Below are 17,400 nucleotides of genomic sequence, written 5' to 3'. Positions count from 1 at the left end.
AGCGTATGCCATTCATTTCGTTTATCTTTTCCCCCAATCGCTCCTATAAGGGATTGGATCGACTGAAGAATTTAGTGCGAGCGAGCTTCGTAAGTTGGCTCTTCTACGATCATATAGGTTGAGATTGAAGGCCAAATCGTCGTCTCAATGCACACATGGTGCACACGAAAGTTGGAGCACGCACGCCTGGGAAAGCGAGGGTCGAACCGGATGATGCGGCCAGCGATTTCTGCCCGGCCGGGTTGATTCGGATCGGATTGCTCCGATCGCAGGTCACGCGCTTCGGAACTGGCTGCGGCAAAAGCCGGTGTTATCAAACAGCCTTTGATGTCCGAGCTAGTGTCGGAATGCTTCGGCCGGCTCGAGGGCGGCGGCCCGCGAGGCGGGATAGACTCCGGACAGCAGACCGATCAGGCCGCCGACGGCTGGCGCAAGCAAGGGCGCGACCGGGTCGAGCACCGGGGTCCAGACCTGATACGCCGAAACGCCCACCACGATCAGCACACCGACGCTGGATCCGAGCAGCCCCCCCACAATACCCATGGACGCGCTCTCGATAAGGAATTGTGCTGCGATGTGGCGACGCGTCGCGCCAATGGCGCGGCGCAGTCCGATCTCCGCCGTTCGCTCCATCACGCCCACCAAAGTGATGTTTGCGATGCCGAGCGCGCCGACCACGAGCGACAGGCCGCCCAGCAGCAGGAACATCATATTGAGGTCGGTCTGCACGTCATCGCGTACGCGCCGCGGCTCCTGCGGCAGCTGCACGCGAAGCGCGCGCGGGTCGTCCGGCCGCAGCGCCGCCCGCGCCTGCAGCGCGATCAGGGAAGCAGCACCGATCTTGGTCTCCACGACCACCATGCCAGGCCCGAACAGGCTGAAGTGCTGTCGCGCCGTGCCCTCGGGAATGATGACCGAGCCGAGAAGTTCCGGCTTTCGGACAACATCGCGAAGGACACCGATCACGAGATAGAGGTGATCGCCGACATAGATCGCGGGCAGCCGCTCGACGCCAGCGATGCCCAGACGACGCGCGGCATCGGGACCGAGAATCGCGACGCGTTCAGCGCGTGCTGAATGCCCGCCGTCGATGAATCGTCCCGAGGCAAGGTCAGCGCGCACCGCGCGGAACAAATCCGGCGAGGCGGCGCGCACCGCCAATTTGAATGCGGTCTGATTGGCGGGATCCACCACAGGTGAGGCGCTGACGAGCATGTCGTGGACATTGACGTCGCTGAGCAGGCCTGCAGCCACCACGCCGTTCAACCGGGCGAGTCGTTCCGGCGCGTCCCATGGAATGGCACGCGGATCAATCGTGCCGGTCGCCAATCCCGGCCGCGCCGAAATAAAGAGTTCCGTGGCTGCGAGCTGATCGAACTGACTGATGATACGGTTGCCGGCGGTTCGAGTAAGGCCGATGGTGGCGACCAGCGCCGACATGCCGATCACGATGCCAAGCACCGTTAGCGCCATCCGTGCCGGCCGCGCGATCACCCCGGCGATTGCCTCAGCAACAAGGTCGCGCGCTGTGATCCCCGACGCCGCAATGCGCGCCCTGGACGAAACTGGCAATGCTGGCTCGCCTCCACCAAACAGCTCGCCATCCTTCATGTTGACCCGGCGCGAGCCCCGGCACGCCACATTTTCGTCGTGCGTGACGACGACAATCGTCATGCCTTCCTTGTTCAGTTCGGTGAAGAAGTTCAGGATCGACTCGGTGTTCTTGGAATCAAGATTGCCGGTCGGCTCGTCGCACAGCAGCAAGCTCGGCGACCCCATCAAAGCCCGGGCGATTGCTACCCGCTGACACTCACCGCCTGACAATTTGGACGGCAGAAAATCCGCGCGATGCGCGAGCCCGACGCGACGGATTTCCTCCAGTGCCCGTTCGCGCCGCCCGCGTCCGGTGTGCCGGCGATAAACTTCTGCCAGCATGACGTTCTCAAGGACGGTACGGTACGGCAGGAGGTGAAACGACTGAAAGATGAATCCAATACGCCGGCTGCGCAATCCGGCCCGCTCATTCTCGCTCAGCTTTGTCGTTTCAATACCGTCAAAGAGGTACTTTCCGCGCGTCGGCCGGTCGAGGCAACCCAGGATGTTCAACAGCGTCGATTTCCCCGAGCCGGATGGACCGGTTATCGACAGCCATTCGCCGCGCCGCAGCACGAGGTCGACATCGACTAATGCATCGACCGCGGGATCGGTCCCGAATTGCTTGCACACCTTACGCAGGTCGAGCACATGATCGGGATCGAGATCGGCGGCTGCCGCTTTGATCGGCAACGCCCCGCGTATGTTTTCGGCGAGCCTCATTTCACCGCTGCTGTCTCGGACGCTTTGTAGCCCACCACCACGAGTTGGCCGGGGACGAGGCGCCCATCGGGGCTGTTCACCTCGACATAGCCCCCCGTTGAAAGCCCCGGCTGTACCGTGACGTATTCCTGCTTACCGCCGCGATCGACCAGCACGCGCGATGTTCCGTCCGCGGCAAGCGACACTGCGCTCGTCGGAACCGCAGTGACCGCGCCCTTCGAAGTTTCGATCGGGATTGTCAGACGGACGGAAAACCCTGCCAGGAGCACCGGCGTGGTCTCCACCCTGACCCCGAGGTAGAAGTGGTACCCGTCCACGCCGCGTGTGCCGGGTGTGGTGGCGACCGTCTCAACGACACCAGTTGCCTTGATCCCAAGTGCCTGCTCGTCGATCCCGACCTTCATTCCGGACTTCACCAACGGCGCGGCTTCAAGTGGTAGTTGCGAGTCAATACTGAGCTGGTTGTCCGTCACACTCATCACCGACCCGGAAGCACTGGCGGCGACCGCAGCGGTCACTTCGTGGACGCGGATCGGCAGCGACGGGATGAACACCACCTCGTCGGCTGGAACCTGCACGCCAAGCTTCGCGCGCGCCGCCGCCAGTTCGCGGTCCAGCCGCTCTGCCCGTTCGCTGGCGACCTTGACGTCGAATTCGGCGAGCGTTTGTTGTTCCAGCGCCGCGCGTACGCTGCGCTCGCCTTCCAGGCGGGCGGCGTTCACGGCTGCCTCGGCGACCTGAATCCGTCGTTCGACCAGGCCGATCTCGCGCTCTGCGGTCTGAATCGCCAGATCGGCTTCGAGCTTTGCCTTGCGTTGCGCGGCACGCGCCACTTTCAGCTTGGCCTCGGCCGCAGCCCGCGCCGTTTCGGTTTGGCGCGGATCGAGAACGATCAGGGCACGATCGGCGACCTGCGCGGCGACGTCGGCCGTTGCCGCGCTCGCGGAGTGCGATGCCCGTGCGCGCTCGGTTTCAAGCGCGAGGGATTTGCCTGCCCGTGCGTCGGCCAGCTGGCGGCTATCGCCGACACGCGCCGCGCTGTCGAGAGCGGCCTGGCGCGTATTCTGATCCGCGACAGCCCGCGCGGCGGCGACCGCTTTCAGCGCGGTGTCGCGCGTGGCCTCGGCCGCAAGTCGGCCGCGCGCGGCATCCGACCACTCTCGTTCGAGCGCCTGGATGGCAGCGCGCTGTTCGCGCGTCGGTCCGAACGGGTCCCACTTGGCCTTCTGATACATGCGCTCGACCGCGGCCGACGTCTTTTGATCATAGTTGCCATCGACCGTTCCCGGATCGAAGCCAAGACGGGCCAGAGCTTCTTCGAGCTGGCGCACGTCGCCACCGCTGGTTCCGGGCGCCATGTCGCGGAAAGCCGGCGCTTCGCCGCGCAGGACGAAGACCGGACGGCCGGATGCGGACATAATCACTTCGCCTTCGCCAAATTGCGTATTTGGTCGCGGCAGCGACGAGATCAGTCCAATCGCACCTTTGACCGTCGAAGGCGCGATCGAAATCGGCTGCGGCAGCCCGAAGCGCACCGTACCGCGGGTGACGACATCGGTACTCAATACGCGCGACTCGACAGGCACGAGGATCAGGGATGGCTCGGGCGCCGCGGTGCGCGCAGCTACCTCGGCCGGCGACTGGATTCTGGAGCCCATGTACCAGGCGCCAAGCGCCATGCCTCCAACCACGCCCAGAATGGCCCAGAGAACGTTTACGCGGTTCGCGACCATGCGGTAATCCTTCCAGCCGATGACAGCGCGCGTGCCATGTTTGCAAGAAGCATTGCGGCGGCCTTGGTCATGCGAGGCCCGGCCGCGAAAGGAGATTACTCATCGCCGCCGATTCCGGGAAGTACGAAAAAAGGATGTACTGATCGGTCTCATTGCACCTTTCGGGAGAACAATTCCTCCTGGATGCGCTCCTCGACCGGGCTCAACACCTCCTCATGCATTTTGTGGCTTTTTGCCGCGACCAAACGCTCATAGTCCTGCAGTTTCCGTAGGGCGGCTTTCTGATCCGGCGACATTTTGGAGACCTGCAGCTTGCCGCCCTCGGTCAGCGTGCTAAGCCGGTTCCGCAGGTCGGGTTCGATCTCGTCCGGGTGGCCATACTCGAAGCCGGCCTTCTTCATCTCCCGCCGCCAGAACCCAAGCGCGGCCTTCATGCGCGGGTCCTTGTTGATGAGTGCGTCCTGGGGATTGTAGTGGCTGGCCTTCAGCTGATCGGGTTTGAACGTTTCAGTGAGGGCCTTGCGCGTGCAACCACCGGTACGCGACAGGTCTTCCGTCTCCAGAGCGACCGCGAAGGTGCTGAACACATCATCCCCGAGCAGGGCCCGATTATAGGCGACCTGATCCGCGGGGGGCAGTTTGCGGAAAATCTGCACATTGCGTTCGCCGAGACCGACGCGCGCGGGGCTGTAGTCGGTCGATAGTTGAGGCGGCAGACCGGTATAGAAAGTAGATACACCAAATCCGTGGCGAGCAACGAACTCCTCCTCACTGAGGCCGGGAAGGTGTTTGTCCGCCGCCATGCCCGCCCGCACCGTGTTGGAGTCGGCCGCGATATACTCGAAGCCTTGTTCGCGCATGCAGCGCGCGATCAGTTCCTCGGTCTTCTCGATCGCCTGAACCAGCTCGCGTGGCGTCATGCCGAATTCCTCGGTGCCAAGGCTCTTGGGCGCCTGCGCTTGCGCTCCGGCTGTTGCCGGCGCGAGCAGGATGGCGAACAGACCCATGTAAATTGCCCTCTTCATGGCGCTATCCTTTCCAATGGCGAACCTCGTATGCAGCCCATACATGTCAGTCCGTCCCGACAATCTTTCCGGTCTCGATGTCGACGAAGACGTCCTTCTCGCCCTGTTCCGGTGACTGGATCTCGATCACGTAGACATTCTTGCCGCCCTTCTTCTCGATCACGACGTCCGTGACTTCACCGGGGATGCGTTCAAGCGCAATCTTCTTCGCCTGTTCTTTCGTGACCTTTGCCGCGGGAGGCGCACGCTCTTTCGAAGGGCCCGGCTGCTGCGCCTGCGCGACGGCCATGGCTGGCACAAGAAGAAGACTGGCGAGCAGGTTCCAGCGGATCGTCCTCTTCACGGCGGTATCCTCTCCAACAAACAGCCACACAGAGTTCGTTCAGTCGGCGGTCCGTGATGGTATCGCATTGATCGTATGGCCTCGGCGCCGAGGTGGGCCCGTGATCCACGATCCCGTCGCTCGCAGGAGGAAAACCCGAACGATGAAGGGCGTGGATCAGGGCACTCGCACCGTTTCACATCAGTCCGTTCCGACGATCTTTCCGGACTCGATGTCGACAAAGACATCCTTCTCGCCATCCTTCGGCGTCTGGATTTCGACCACGTAGACATTCTTGCCTTTCTTCCGCTCGATCGTCACGGAGGTGGCCTTGCCAGGGACCTCCGCGAGCGCGATCTTCGTCGCCTGGTCTCCCGAGATCTTCGCGACGGGCGGCGTATACTTCAGCGGCTTGTCGCGAAGCGTCCCGACGCTTGAAACGTCCGAGGCCGGATTGTCCTTCGGCAGCGCGTTGGTAACGATGAGCTTGCCGTCGGATGTATCGCTAACGACCCCAACCACCGGACACCAGATTTTGTCGGTGATGTCGTGCAGCTCGCGCAGACCTTGCTCGCGAACCCGGACGCAGTTCTTGAAGGTCCCGGCCGGAACCGTCATTTCGATCCCAGCCTCCATGTTTTCGGAACCGCCAGAATTCACGCGGCCGCCGTCGAATAGATAACGGCCGCCCACGGTGAACGTACCAGGCATTAACAGGCCCGGTTCGGCGATCATGTCACCATCGAGTTCGCCCGCTCGCCAAGTGCCCGCGAAAACCGGCTTGCCTTCCTCGATCTCCCAACTCACTTCGCCGAAGGCATAGACGCTGTTGGTCGTCTTATCGAGCGCGAACCAATTGAGCGCGCGCTGTGTCAGGACGCCATCGAGATATTCTTCTTCCTGCACAACCGCGGTCTTGAATTTTCCGATGCCGGTAATATCGAAATCCTCCGTGGAATCCAGGACCACAGTCTCCTTGCGGTATTTGCCGTCCGGGTGATCGGGCCGCTCATGCACGTGCTTGTGGCCCGGCACGATCGGGTAATAAAGCGGGTTAGCCCCGTGTGGGACGATATTCTCGGCTTTCAGATTCCAGTCCTTCAGCGACGAATAATCCCGGCTGTGCTTAAAGCGCGGTTGGTCTTTGATCTCGCCTGCCACCGCGCCTCCAGCCAGCGCAAAGCCAGTAGCGCTCAGAACCGTGGCCGCCATGAACGCGGCACGCCACCTTGACAGGCGACCAGGTTGATGGCTCGCCAGCTTCATCTGTCTGTCCAAACCTTGCTTGTCGAACATCTCAATACCCTCCAGTTGCGGGCGGCGATCCGGCCAACTGTCGCCCTAGGTTGCAGAAGTTTTCGGCCTGCCGTGGCCAACGAGCGAGGAAGCGCCAGTGCTCCGCCGTTTCTGAACAGAAGGCGGGCATGAACGGTTCGCCGATCTGACATTGCGCGGGGCCGGACTGATTCATCGCGCCCTCGCAGTGGTGAAGCCGGCCTCGATGAAGGACCGATTGCCGTCCTTGGCGACGGTCCCGATCGCAAATTTGTAGGCCTTGCCGGCACGCAAGAACCCTTCCGGTACCGTGAATGATCTTGCCGAACCCGGCAGCAGCGCCCGGACTTCATAAGGCGTGCCGGTTTGCTCAATAACGATGACGCAGGCCTCGCTCCCCTTCGGCACAGACCACCGCAGCGTCAGCGCGGTGGCGGGTATGTCCTTCTGATCAGGCCGCGGATATTCGAATGCAGCCGGCTCCGGGAACGCATGGCTCAACCGCGTCTCACCGCGCAGGCTTGCCCCCTTGGTCGTCGTTCCCTCGAACCGATACGCGCCCGCCGGAAAATCAGCGCGCACAATGCCATCATCGGAGGGTTCGGGAGATTCGAGCGTAAGACTGCGAATTCCCAACTTCGAGTCCGGCGTTCTGAGGTCGATCACCGTGCGTTCGCCCGGCGCCAAGACCTTGAGCGCAGCCAGCCCCTCCTCCGCGCCGGTTGCCTCGAACCGGATCTCGGCATCATGATCCTGGACGTTGCGTTCGAGATAAACGGAGAGCTTTTGAAAGCGGCCATCCTCGGCCGCGGCACAAGTCACCGGATATGCAAGTGCGGATAAAGCCGCAGCCGTGGCGATCATCCAGCCGTTGTGGCATCGCACGATTTTCATGTCACGCACCCCCGGATACTCGCACCGGTTCTGGAATCGTCAGACCGTCCGCAGGCCGGCCCGTGCCGCGGCCGAAACGGAGATAGAATGCAGGCAAGATAAACAGATTGAGCAGCGTCGATGTCACGAGGCCGCCCAGAATGACCACCGCCATCGGATATTCGATCTCGTGGCCCGGCAGGTTTCCGAAAATGATCAGCGGCAGAATCGCAAGCCCGGCGGCTCCGGTCGTCATCAGGATCGGCCGCAACCGCTCTCCGGCGCCGCGCAGTACGAGCCCAATCCCGAACGACTCTCCCTCATGACGCTCCAGGTACTGGAAGTGGTTGATCATGATGATTCCGTTGCGGGCGGCGATGCCGAGCACGGTCAGGAACCCGATCAATGAGCCGAGGGAAATGACGCCGCCCGCCAGCCACGCCGCCAGGACACCGCCAACCAGCGCCGAAGGAAGGGTCAGGAACGTGAGCGTAGCCAGACGCCAGCTGTCGAACGTCTGCTGCAGAAGTACGAAGATCGCGGCGAGCGCCAGCACGGCGAACAGTTGCAGACGCCAGCGCGCGGCGCGCAGTTCCGCATACTCGCCTTGCAGGACCGCGTAATAGCCAAGGGGAAACGCGATCTTTTTCAGACGCGACTGCACATCCACCGCAACGGCGGCCAGATCACGCTCCTTGACATTTGCCTGCACGTCGATCCGGCGAGAGCTAGCCTCGCGCTTGATGATATTTGGTGTCGGCAGAATGCTGACATCGGCTACCTCCGCCAGCCGGACGCGCGGCCCGATCGGCGAGTCAATCAGGATGTTGCGGACCGAGTCGACACTGGTGCGGGCTTCCGGTGCGGTCCACACATGCACGTCGTAGGTGCGTCCACCGATGAAGATGTCACCGACCTCGGTACCGGCCATCAGGGATGCGGAGGCGCGCCGGACATCGCCCGGCTTCAGGCCGTGACGCCGTGCCGCTTCCAGGTTCACCGTCACCTGGATGTGCGGCACTTCGACAATCAACTCCTTGTGCAAGTTGACGAGGCCAGGGATGCCCACGAGTGCCGCACGGATCTCCTCCGCCTTGTCCCTGAGAACGCCGAGATCCGAGCCAAAAATGCGCACGACGATCGCCTCACCTGCGCCGGTCATGACTTCGCGCATGCGCTCCTTCAGATAGGTTTGAACGTCGCGGTAGAGGCCGGGATAGCCCTCCACCATTTCCTCGATTTTGGCGTGCGTTTTGTCGTAATCTGCGTCCTTGGAGATGCTGATCCAGTTCTCCCCGAAATTGACGCCGACGACCTCGTCGGCGGCGAAGGCCTGGCCGATATGGGCGCCGAAATTGCGTACGCCCGGTATCGCGCGGAGTTCCTTGCTTGCGCTGGTCGTAATGCGCCGCATCTCGGGAAGCGACGTGTCAGGGGCGGTGACCCAGTGCATCAGGAAATCGCGCTCCTTGAACGATGGCAGCAACGAATGCCCGAGCAACGGCCAGACGCCGATCCCCGCGAGTGTCACGACACCCACCGCAATAAAGGCCGGGAGAGGCGTTCGGGTAGCGCGCTCCAGCAAGGGCGCATAGCGCCGCTGCAACCAGACGGTCACCGGCGATTCACGACCTTCGAGCCCCACGCCACGCAGCAAGATCAGGCAGAGTGCTGGAGTCACCGTCATCGCCACGATGAGCGAGGCCGCAATCGCGAGCACATAGGCAGCAATCAGCGGTTTGAAGAAGGATCCGGTCAGGCCTTGCATGAACAGGACGGGCACCACCGCGGTGACAACGATGAGGGTCGCGTAGACGATCGGCGCCCGCACCTCGAGCGAGGCGTCCAGAATGATACGGGCCGTGCTTCGTGGATCGCCTCCCCGCCGAGCGAGACGCAGGCGCCGCATGATGTTCTCGACGTCGAGGATCGCGTCGTCGACCACGATCCCCAACGCGATCACGAAGCCCGCCAGGGTCATTGTGTTGATGGTGGCGCCCGCCTGGTACAGAACCAGCCCAGCCGCAAGCAGCGACAAGGGAATGGCGATGATGCAGACGATCGCGGTACGCCATTCGTAGAGGAAGATGAGTATGATTCCCGCGACCAGCACGCAGCCCAACAGCAGAGCGTGTGAGAGATTGTCGATCGATTCCTCGACAAACGTCGCCGGCCGGAAGATCGTCGTGTCGATCTCAACCCCGGGAAGACCCGGCTTCAACGACTCCAGCGCCTGCTCCACCCCGCGGGTGACGGCAAGCGTATTGCCCCAGGGGAATTTTTCGACGATGAGCATGAGCCCTGGGCCGTCATTGATAATGGCATCGCCGATCATGCCTTGGGGCGAATATTCAAGGTTGGCCAGGTCACGCAGCAACAGCGGTTTCCCGCTCCGCGTGGTTACCGGCACCTGCGCGAGCGTCTCCGGCGTGACGCCGGCGCCGGCGAAGGCGACTTGAATGCGTTGACTGGGCGTTTCAATGAAGCCGCCCGTGCCGATATGCGCGCCTTTGGAATAGCGCAGCAGTCCCACGTCAAGGGCATCGGAAACGGCTTCCTGCAGTTGGTCGAGCGTGACGTCCTCAGCCACCATCCGGTTCTGATCTACATATACCTGAAGCATTTTGAGCTGCTCGCCCCAGATCGCGATGTTCGCGACGCCGGGAACGCCCAGGAGCCGCTGCCGGATGTTCCAATAGGCGAGCATCGACAAGTCCATCACGGACTTGTCCCTTGACGTAATGCCGACCTTCATGATCCGGCTGGTCGAGGACAGAGGCGGCATCATGAAGGGCGGCGCGGCCCAGGTCGGCAGGGTATTGGTCGCAAGCGCCATCCGCTCGCTGACCAGTTGCCGTGCCCGGATCTCGTCGGCACCGAGCTTGAAGATCAGCGTGATAGACGACAGCTGTGGCACGGATTTCGACCGCATCACGTCGATGCCGGGGACGCCGTTGAGCGCGTTCTCCAATGGCACGGTCACGAGTTGTTCGACCTCGGCAGGCGATAGTCCGAGACAGATCGTCTGGATTTCGACCCGAGGCGGCGCAAATTCCGGGAATACGTCCACTGGAGCATCCCGCAGCCGCGCCACGCCAAACCAGGTCAGCACCACGCCGAGGGCGAGTACGAGATATCGAAAACGCAGACTTGAACTTATGGTCAGTTTCATCATGGGAATGCATCCCTGCCGACCGACACAAGCTGTTCCGGACAATCATGCCGGTAGTTAGTGGCCTACTCCTGCTTCAGTTCCGAAGACCTGCGGCACCGCAGAAGCGAGCACCTTGGTGCCGAGGGCCGGTCCATCGGTCAGGTACACGTTGTTGCCCTTGATGGTGTCGATCTTGACGGCTTGGCGAATGAAGGCCATCGGATCGGAATGGACATAAACCCAAGTCCCACCCGTCAGGTCGTAGAGGACGGCGGTATATGGCACGATCCGGCGGCCCGACATATCCGCGCGCACTTCGTCGATCTGGACTCCGAGCCGTTCGGCTGCCTTGGGCGTGAGCGTCACCTTCTTGAGCTGCGAGCCTGGTATGGCCTCGACATGCGCGGGCTTGCTGTGGGCCGCCGTCTCCGCGGCCAGAGCTGGGACACAGCACAATCCTAGGCTCGCGCCCGCGACACACGCCGCGGCCGCCAGAAAGCTGGAGCGGGTCATGAGGTAGTCCTCCCCTTCCCAAAGTTTCGTCAACAAAACCTGTGGCGCTTACGCCGTGCTGCCCTTTTCGAGATCGAGGCGGTCAGCCGTCCAGTCGGCACCGAACCGCAGGTAAAACGCCGGAAGTACGAACAGTATTGCGAGTGTCGAGGCGACGACGCCGCCCAGCACCACGACTGCGATTGGAGAAACGATTTCGAGCCCGGCAACATTGCCGAAAATCGCGAACGGAAGCATGAGAGCAAGCGTCGTGGCCGAAGAGGCCATGATGCTCGAAAACTGCTCGCGAACGCCGCGGCGCACCAGCGCCTCCCCAAAGGGCTCGCCCTCGCGCAACTGCAGATTCTGGAAATGGGCAACTAGACTGATGCCCTGCCGCACCGTCAGTGCGAATACCGCCGCCAGGCCCAAAACAGAACCGAGCGAGAAGGCCTCCTTGGTGATCACGATCGCGACCAGGCCGCCCAACGCTCCGATCGGAATACCGAGCAGCGACAGCGCCGTAAGCGCCCAACTACGGAGCACCGCCTGCGTCAGCAGGAACATCAACACCGCCGCTGCCGCCATATAGCTGTAGATCGACAGCAACGCGGCACGCTGTTCCCGGTATTCGCCCAGTACCTCAGCATGGTGTTCGAACGGGAACGTCACCTGCTTGATGCTCTTGGCGACATCCTGCGCCACGGCCTCAGGTGACCGGTCGTCGCCCACGTCAGCGGAAACGTCGATGCGGCGCGAGGAGCCCTGGCGTCGGATGATGCTGAGGGCCGGCACGATGCGGACGTCTGCAACCTCAGCCAAACGAACCGCCCCCCCCCGATTCGCTTGCGTTCGGCCAATCGTCGTTGGCGCCACCGTACCGGAATCCTGTTGTACCGGCGTGGCCGCCGCATCCCCCGTCGTGATCGCGGCAACTCCCGATGTGGCCTCTGCGACCTTCACCACCGTGGCTTTGGGCCGCAAGCGGCGGCTTGGGGTCGGCGCCTTCTCGCTGCGGATTGTTACGTTCCGCACGTCATCGACATTGCCGCGCAGATCCGGGTGCCCCCAGACGACCACGTCGAAAACCTTCTGGTCTTCGAACAACGCACCGACGGTAATGCCGCTTACGACCGCTGAAACGGCCCTGCGAATATCGCCCGGTTTCAGCCCGTGCTCCGCCGCGCGGAGCAGATCCACCGTGACCTCGATCGTCGGCTCTTCGATCTGCAACTCGACTTGAGGCTTTTCAATGCCGGCGACCTTGGCCATCAAGGCACGAATTTCTTCTGCCTTGGCGCGAATGATGTCGAGGCTGCTGCCATAGACCCGCACGGTGATGGATTCGCGGTTGCCGGTGAGCGCCTCACGCAGCTTGGCCGACAGGTATGTCCCCACGCGACCGCGCATGCCCGGATAGGCGGTGACGACAGCTTCCACGGCATGGACGGTTTCTTCATAGTTGGCCTTTGGGTCGATGTTGACCCACACCTTCCCGGCGTTCACATCAGTTGCGCGCTCGCAATTGCAAAGCACGGCCCGTCCGAGATCGGCGGAGGCGTTCTGCACACCGGGGATCTTGCGGAGTTCCTGGATGAGGTCCCCGGTGGTACGGGTCATGGCCTGCAGCGAAGTGCCGGGCGGGCCCTGCCATTCGATGACCACGTCGGTCTCCTTGAAGCTGGGCACCATGTCGCGCTCGATCGTGCGCCAGACCGCGACGCAGGCGACCGCAGCCACTACGCCGACACCGATGCAAGCGATCGGCGCGCGGGTAACGGGGCTGCTGATGCGCTCGAAAAGCCCGGCCAATCGGTTGGTGACGGGTGAGCCGCCGTCCGGCGCCAGCGGCGCGCGGGCGAGAAGCAGTGCGGCAAGCGCCGGGGTCGCGATCAGCGCCACCGCCATCGAAACGGATACCGCGGCGATATAAGCCCAGGCCATCGGCGCAAAGAACGCGGCGGAGCGACTCTGCATGAACAGCACGGGCAGCACCGCGATCACGACAATCAGCGACGCGTATACCATCGGCCCGCGTGTTTCGAGGATCGTACGCGCTATGACCGCGATGCCCGGGCTTTCGCTGCGCGGCGCGCGCAAGCGGCGGAGCGCGTTCTCGATGTCGAGAATGCTGTCATGCACGATCACGCCGGTGGCCATCAGAAGACCGGCGATGACCATCATGCTGAGCGCAACCCCGGCGGCCTGTAACAGCAATCCAGCCGTGACAAACGACAATAATATCGAGACCAGCGCGATGACGGCGGTCCGCCAGTTGCCCATCAGAAGACCAAGCATTACGGCGACCAGGACGATCGAGATGATCAGCGCTTTGGTCAGATTGCCAGTCGCACGTTCAACGAAGCTCGCGGGATGGTAGATGGTGGGATCGATCTCAACCCCGGCCAGCCCAGGCTTCAATTCCTCTAGCGCGAGCAATATGCCGCGCGTCACGTCCTTGGTGTTGAAACCGGGAAACTTCTCGATCGCTATCAAAAGGCCGGGCCCTTCGCCAATGATGGCGTCTCCGATCAGTGGCTGATGGCCCTCCACCACATTGGCGATTTCGCCAACGCTTACGTTCGTGTTGACGACCGCCACCTTGGAGAAGGTCTGCGCGGTACCTATCGGCATTTGGTGACGAACATTGAGCCGTTGGTTCGGCGTCTCGATGAAGCCGCCGGTACCGGGCGTGGACGAGTTCAGGTAGGTAAGCGGCGAGGACCACACCGCCTCACCGGCCGTCTTGACCACCTGATCGAGTTTGATGCCCTTGTTCTGCAGGTTCCTGGCATCGACATGCACTTGCACCTGCCGTTCGCGCTGACCCCATATGGAAACATTCGCAACACCAGGCACGCCGGCAAGGCGCGGCGCTATATTCCAGCGCGCCTGAACGGACAAATCGATGAGCGAAACGGATTTCGAACTCAGGCCGATATTCATGACCCGACCGGCCGAAGAAACCGGCTGAAGCATGGTCGGGGGACTGGAGACGTTCGGCAGCGCGCGCGTCTGCGTCAGCCGCTCCTGCACCATCTGGCGCGCTTTCATCAGATCAGTGCCGGGTGCGAAGATCATTTCAATGGTCGAAAGTCCCGCCATCGATTCCGACTGGATAGTCTGAAGCCAGGGGACGCCATTGAGCAGGTCGGCCTCCAGCGGCACCGTAATCAACGACTCGACCTCGGCGCTGGAAAGGCCAAGTGCCTCCGTCTTCACAGTGAGCGACAACGGCGAGAATTCGGGGATGACATCCAGCGGCTTGTCTCTGAGGCCGACGGCCCCGAGGATCAACAGGCCCGCGGCAACAACCGCAACAATGGTACGCAAACGAATGCTAGAGGAAATGAGCCACGCCAACATCTCACGACCCTCCTCTCGAACACCACGCGCAAACGAACGCTTGTTCCAAAGGACCGTGGAACTCTTGAATCGAGCGGATCTGAAATTTCTTGCGGTACTTTTCTATCTCGCCCGCTTGCAGAGCAACGCGGTTATTTTCGCCGCCAAGGCTAAACTATCTGCCTATCTTTCGCAGCATTCCCACCGCATTTCGGACTCGCTACCGCCGCGTTGAGATCCGAGATGATGGTTGATGGTTGCATATTGCCGCGAATTTATCAATCAGGTTGCGCTTGAAATCGTGAGTATCGATTTTCGAAATCGTGAGCATCTATTTTCTGTCACACTTTTGCCGCTGCGCTTTTATCGCCAATGGAATGAGGTGAGATTCGCGACTTCTCTGAATGCATCACCATCGGTCACTACTGCTGACCATTTTCACGGCGCTCAATGTGCCATCATTACCCGGGAGTGTGTCATCGTTACCCGGCGAAAATGATCGTCAGCAAAGTCGCGCTTCCTAATTCGTTGCCGCCAGCAGTCCTCGAATCAAATTTGATTAACCATCGATCCAATGGAATCAATCTTCGGTTGGGGCGAGAGCTTTTTGCTATGGATCAAAATTGAGCAAGCGCTTATGGTTTACGCCAATAGCATGAAGCTCAATCTGCAGGATTTCGCAGAGGCCGGCGCCGGCAGCGCCAGGCGCTGACTCGCACCGCGAATGTCGGCGAGCCGGCTTGTGGTTTCTCCGCGAATGAAATCGCTGGTGGAAATGCGGGGTACGGGAACGGGCATTCAAGTCTGGCACAGACAGAAAGCTCCATTCCAAGGAAAGCAGCATTGAATTGCCGGACGCCTCTCTACGGGGACGTCAGCGCTGTGATTGATATCCAAAGCACTGACGGAGGTTTTCCAGCAATGGCGAGACAGTCGAGACAAACTTTGAAAGAGTTAGTGTGGGTATGAGTTAGCAGTTCGGGGGGCCACGCATGATCGCAGGTCGGCTTGATGGGACCGTTACCGAATCCAGGCTGAGCCTGGGCGGAGCAAATGTTGGGACGGTAGCGCCAACTGCGCGCAACTGGCGGGGCTTCCACACCGTGTTCGCCGGCGCCGCGCCGGCACTGTTCAGCCTCGCTCTGCTTTCGCCTTCTTGTGCCTTCGCCGCGGACAACGAGGACGTGGCAGATCTCCGGCGCATGCTCCAGGAGCTAAAGGCGGAGAACCGCAAACTTTCCCAGCGCCTCAGTACGTTGGAGAACGCGCCCGCAGTGCGGCGGGCCAAGCCCGCAGCGACGCATGAGCGTGCAGTAGCCACCGCAACCGCGGCGCAGCCCGTATCGGCGGTGGAGGCGCCGCCCACCCTGCCCACCCCGGATTTGTCCGAGACCGCGGCGAAGAGGCCGCTCGGCGTGCGCGTAAAAGATCTAGAGATCATCTGGGCGGCGCAGGAGAACGCGACGCGCCAGATCCTCCGCGACACGCTCAACAAGACCGGACCGAAGATCAATAGCTATCTCTCGCTGAGCGGCGTGATTGAAGGCGTGGCCTCGCGGACCGGTTCATTCACCGGCCCTACCCAGGAAAACCTGTCGCTGGGTACGGCTGAACTCGATTTCGATATCAAGCTGAGCGACTGGTTGACCGGTGCATTAGTTCTGCATTTCGACAATGGCACTGGCGCAATATTCCCCACCGGGAATCAACCAGTGGTGCCGACCAACGTCCCTGGAGTAGGCGTGGATCGTTTCACGCTTGATCGGACTCACATTTCAGTAGGCGATCTGATGCAATTCCCGATCGCCGCCCGGTTCGGGGTTGAGACTTTGCATTTCGGTACATCCACTGGCGTGGCACGCTTGGACGCCCTCTCGATCGGCACTCCGCTGACGACCGAGGTGTTTGAAAACCGGCAGACAGCGGGAGGCTTCGAATTCGCCTGGCCAACCCCACCGCGGCAACCGCCGCCGGCGCCCGTCGTTGTTCCACGCGTCAGTCCGTTGGTCGTCGCACCGGCGGTGAGACAGCTCATGGGTTGGCTCGGCTACACCCCGCTGCCTGAGCGTCCATTCCGGCCTACCCCAGTCACATTCCCCTTCGACCCGCCGCCCTTCTACGGCTCGGTCGTGACCTACAAAGGCAGCGACAGCATCATACCCGGACGAACGAAAATCGACGATTACAATGCCAGTCTCGGTTTCCGGACGAGGGGCCATTGCGGCGTAGCCTATGACCAGTTGAAGGACTCGTTGATTTGTCCATGGACCCTTGATTTCCATGTCGACTACGACACCTCCGTTTTCGAAAGCAGATTTTTGCGTACCTCCTACCTGCCGTTCCTGAATCAGATCGGCAGGATTCCCGGAATGGCCGCAAGCCTCAAAACCAGTTTCGGCCCGTTCGCGTTCGTGGGCGAGGTAAATGCTGCAATTCAGGACGCCAGATTTATCGATGGGCTCGGCATTGCGCGGAGCATGATGCCGATGACCTGGCAGGCCTCGATTGCCTACCAGTTCGACTGGAATCCGTGGATACAGGAGATCGGCGCGCAGGGCGATTTCCTCTCGCTGGGATATTCCGGCAGCAAGGACATGGCGGGTGTCTCGATTCTGCAAAACGGCGTGCCAACCCGGATCGGATTCGTCCCACAACATCGGCTGTTCCTCACCGCAGGCGAATGGGTGATGGATGGATTGAAGGTGGCTGTGGAGTATTCAGCCAACTGGGACTACTCGACGAAAAACGGCGGGACCGGGAGGCTCGCGCATGGTGGATTCGGCCTGATCCAGCTTAATTTTTGATCCAGCTTCGCTGGTGATTCAGGGGCGCATGAGCCGGTCGTGAAGTCGTGACGACGGATGA

General features: G+C 61.6%; 10 protein-coding genes. 1 reads left to right on the top strand and 9 read right to left on the bottom strand.

Translation table 11 applies throughout. From position 1 onward, the window contains the following. Positions 1 to 336 precede the first annotated feature (336 nt). The 9 genes from V1283_RS10085 to V1283_RS10045 all read right to left on the bottom strand — a co-directional run bounded on the left by V1283_RS10085 (position 337) and on the right by V1283_RS10045 (position 14,556). On the bottom strand, positions 337 to 2,316 hold the full coding sequence (locus V1283_RS10085) for an ABC transporter ATP-binding protein/permease (protein ID WP_334386306.1): 1,980 nt from the start codon (positions 2,314 to 2,316) through the stop codon (positions 337 to 339). Beyond that, positions 2,313 to 4,049: a peptidoglycan-binding protein gene (locus V1283_RS10080; RefSeq protein ID WP_334386304.1), complete on the bottom strand. Its 1,737-nt coding sequence runs from the start codon at positions 4,047 to 4,049 to the stop codon at positions 2,313 to 2,315. Before V1283_RS10080 ends, V1283_RS10085 begins: the two co-directional genes overlap by 4 nt. 149 nt (positions 4,050 to 4,198) lie before the next feature. Beyond that, positions 4,199 to 5,056 (bottom strand): hypothetical protein, encoded by an 858-nt coding sequence (locus V1283_RS10075; protein WP_334386303.1) that lies wholly within the window; start codon positions 5,054 to 5,056, stop codon positions 4,199 to 4,201. A 64-nt stretch (positions 5,057 to 5,120) separates the two neighbouring features. Then, entirely contained in the window at positions 5,121 to 5,417 is a 297-nt protein-coding gene (locus tag V1283_RS10070; protein ID WP_334386302.1) for a PepSY domain-containing protein, read from the bottom strand. Between the two features lie 180 nt (positions 5,418 to 5,597). After that, positions 5,598 to 6,692: a PepSY domain-containing protein gene (locus V1283_RS10065; RefSeq protein ID WP_334386301.1), complete on the bottom strand. Its 1,095-nt coding sequence runs from the start codon at positions 6,690 to 6,692 to the stop codon at positions 5,598 to 5,600. A 171-nt stretch (positions 6,693 to 6,863) separates the two neighbouring features. After that, a complete protein-coding gene (locus tag V1283_RS10060; RefSeq protein WP_334386300.1) occupies positions 6,864 to 7,565 on the bottom strand; it encodes a hypothetical protein in 702 nt (233 codons plus the stop codon). A gap of 1 nt (position 7,566) precedes the next feature. After that, a complete protein-coding gene (locus tag V1283_RS10055) occupies positions 7,567 to 10,716 on the bottom strand; it encodes an efflux RND transporter permease subunit (protein WP_334393012.1) in 3,150 nt (1,049 codons plus the stop codon). Positions 10,717 to 10,773: 57 nt separating this feature from the next. Then, a complete protein-coding gene (locus tag V1283_RS10050; RefSeq protein WP_334386299.1) occupies positions 10,774 to 11,211 on the bottom strand; it encodes a hypothetical protein in 438 nt (145 codons plus the stop codon). 48 nt (positions 11,212 to 11,259) lie between these two features. Continuing rightward, positions 11,260 to 14,556, bottom strand: coding sequence for an efflux RND transporter permease subunit (locus V1283_RS10045; protein ID WP_334386298.1), 3,297 nt, complete (start codon positions 14,554 to 14,556; stop codon positions 11,260 to 11,262). Positions 14,557 to 15,527: 971 nt separating this feature from the next. On the opposite strand from V1283_RS10045, the gene V1283_RS10040 reads away from it, so the two are divergent. After that, positions 15,528 to 17,339 (top strand): hypothetical protein, encoded by a 1,812-nt coding sequence (locus tag V1283_RS10040; protein ID WP_334386297.1) that lies wholly within the window; start codon positions 15,528 to 15,530, stop codon positions 17,337 to 17,339. The last annotated feature ends 61 nt before the right edge of the window (positions 17,340 to 17,400 follow it).

The sequence above is a fragment of the Bradyrhizobium sp. AZCC 2262 genome (assembly GCF_036924535.1).
Lineage (GTDB): Bacteria > Pseudomonadota > Alphaproteobacteria > Rhizobiales > Xanthobacteraceae > Bradyrhizobium.
Note: the sequence above shows the minus strand (reverse complement) of the source record. Positions and strands in the feature narration are given on the sequence as shown.

What these genes read in the sequence shown, in the direction of transcription:
- V1283_RS10040 (WP_334386297.1), top strand. Translation starts at nt 15,528, where the DNA reads ATGATCGCAGGTCGGCTTGATGGGACCGTTACCGAATCCAGGCTGAGC.
- V1283_RS10065 (WP_334386301.1), bottom strand. Translation starts at nt 6,692, where the DNA reads ATGTTCGACAAGCAAGGTTTGGACAGACAGATGAAGCTGGCGAGCCAT.
- V1283_RS10045 (WP_334386298.1), bottom strand. Translation starts at nt 14,556, where the DNA reads ATGTTGGCGTGGCTCATTTCCTCTAGCATTCGTTTGCGTACCATTGTT.
- V1283_RS10075 (WP_334386303.1), bottom strand. Translation starts at nt 5,056, where the DNA reads ATGGGTCTGTTCGCCATCCTGCTCGCGCCGGCAACAGCCGGAGCGCAA.
- V1283_RS10055 (WP_334393012.1), bottom strand. Translation starts at nt 10,716, where the DNA reads ATGAAACTGACCATAAGTTCAAGTCTGCGTTTTCGATATCTCGTACTC.
- V1283_RS10060 (WP_334386300.1), bottom strand. Translation starts at nt 7,565, where the DNA reads ATGAAAATCGTGCGATGCCACAACGGCTGGATGATCGCCACGGCTGCG.
- V1283_RS10050 (WP_334386299.1), bottom strand. Translation starts at nt 11,211, where the DNA reads ATGACCCGCTCCAGCTTTCTGGCGGCCGCGGCGTGTGTCGCGGGCGCG.
- V1283_RS10085 (WP_334386306.1), bottom strand. Translation starts at nt 2,316, where the DNA reads ATGAGGCTCGCCGAAAACATACGCGGGGCGTTGCCGATCAAAGCGGCA.
- V1283_RS10080 (WP_334386304.1), bottom strand. Translation starts at nt 4,049, where the DNA reads ATGGTCGCGAACCGCGTAAACGTTCTCTGGGCCATTCTGGGCGTGGTT.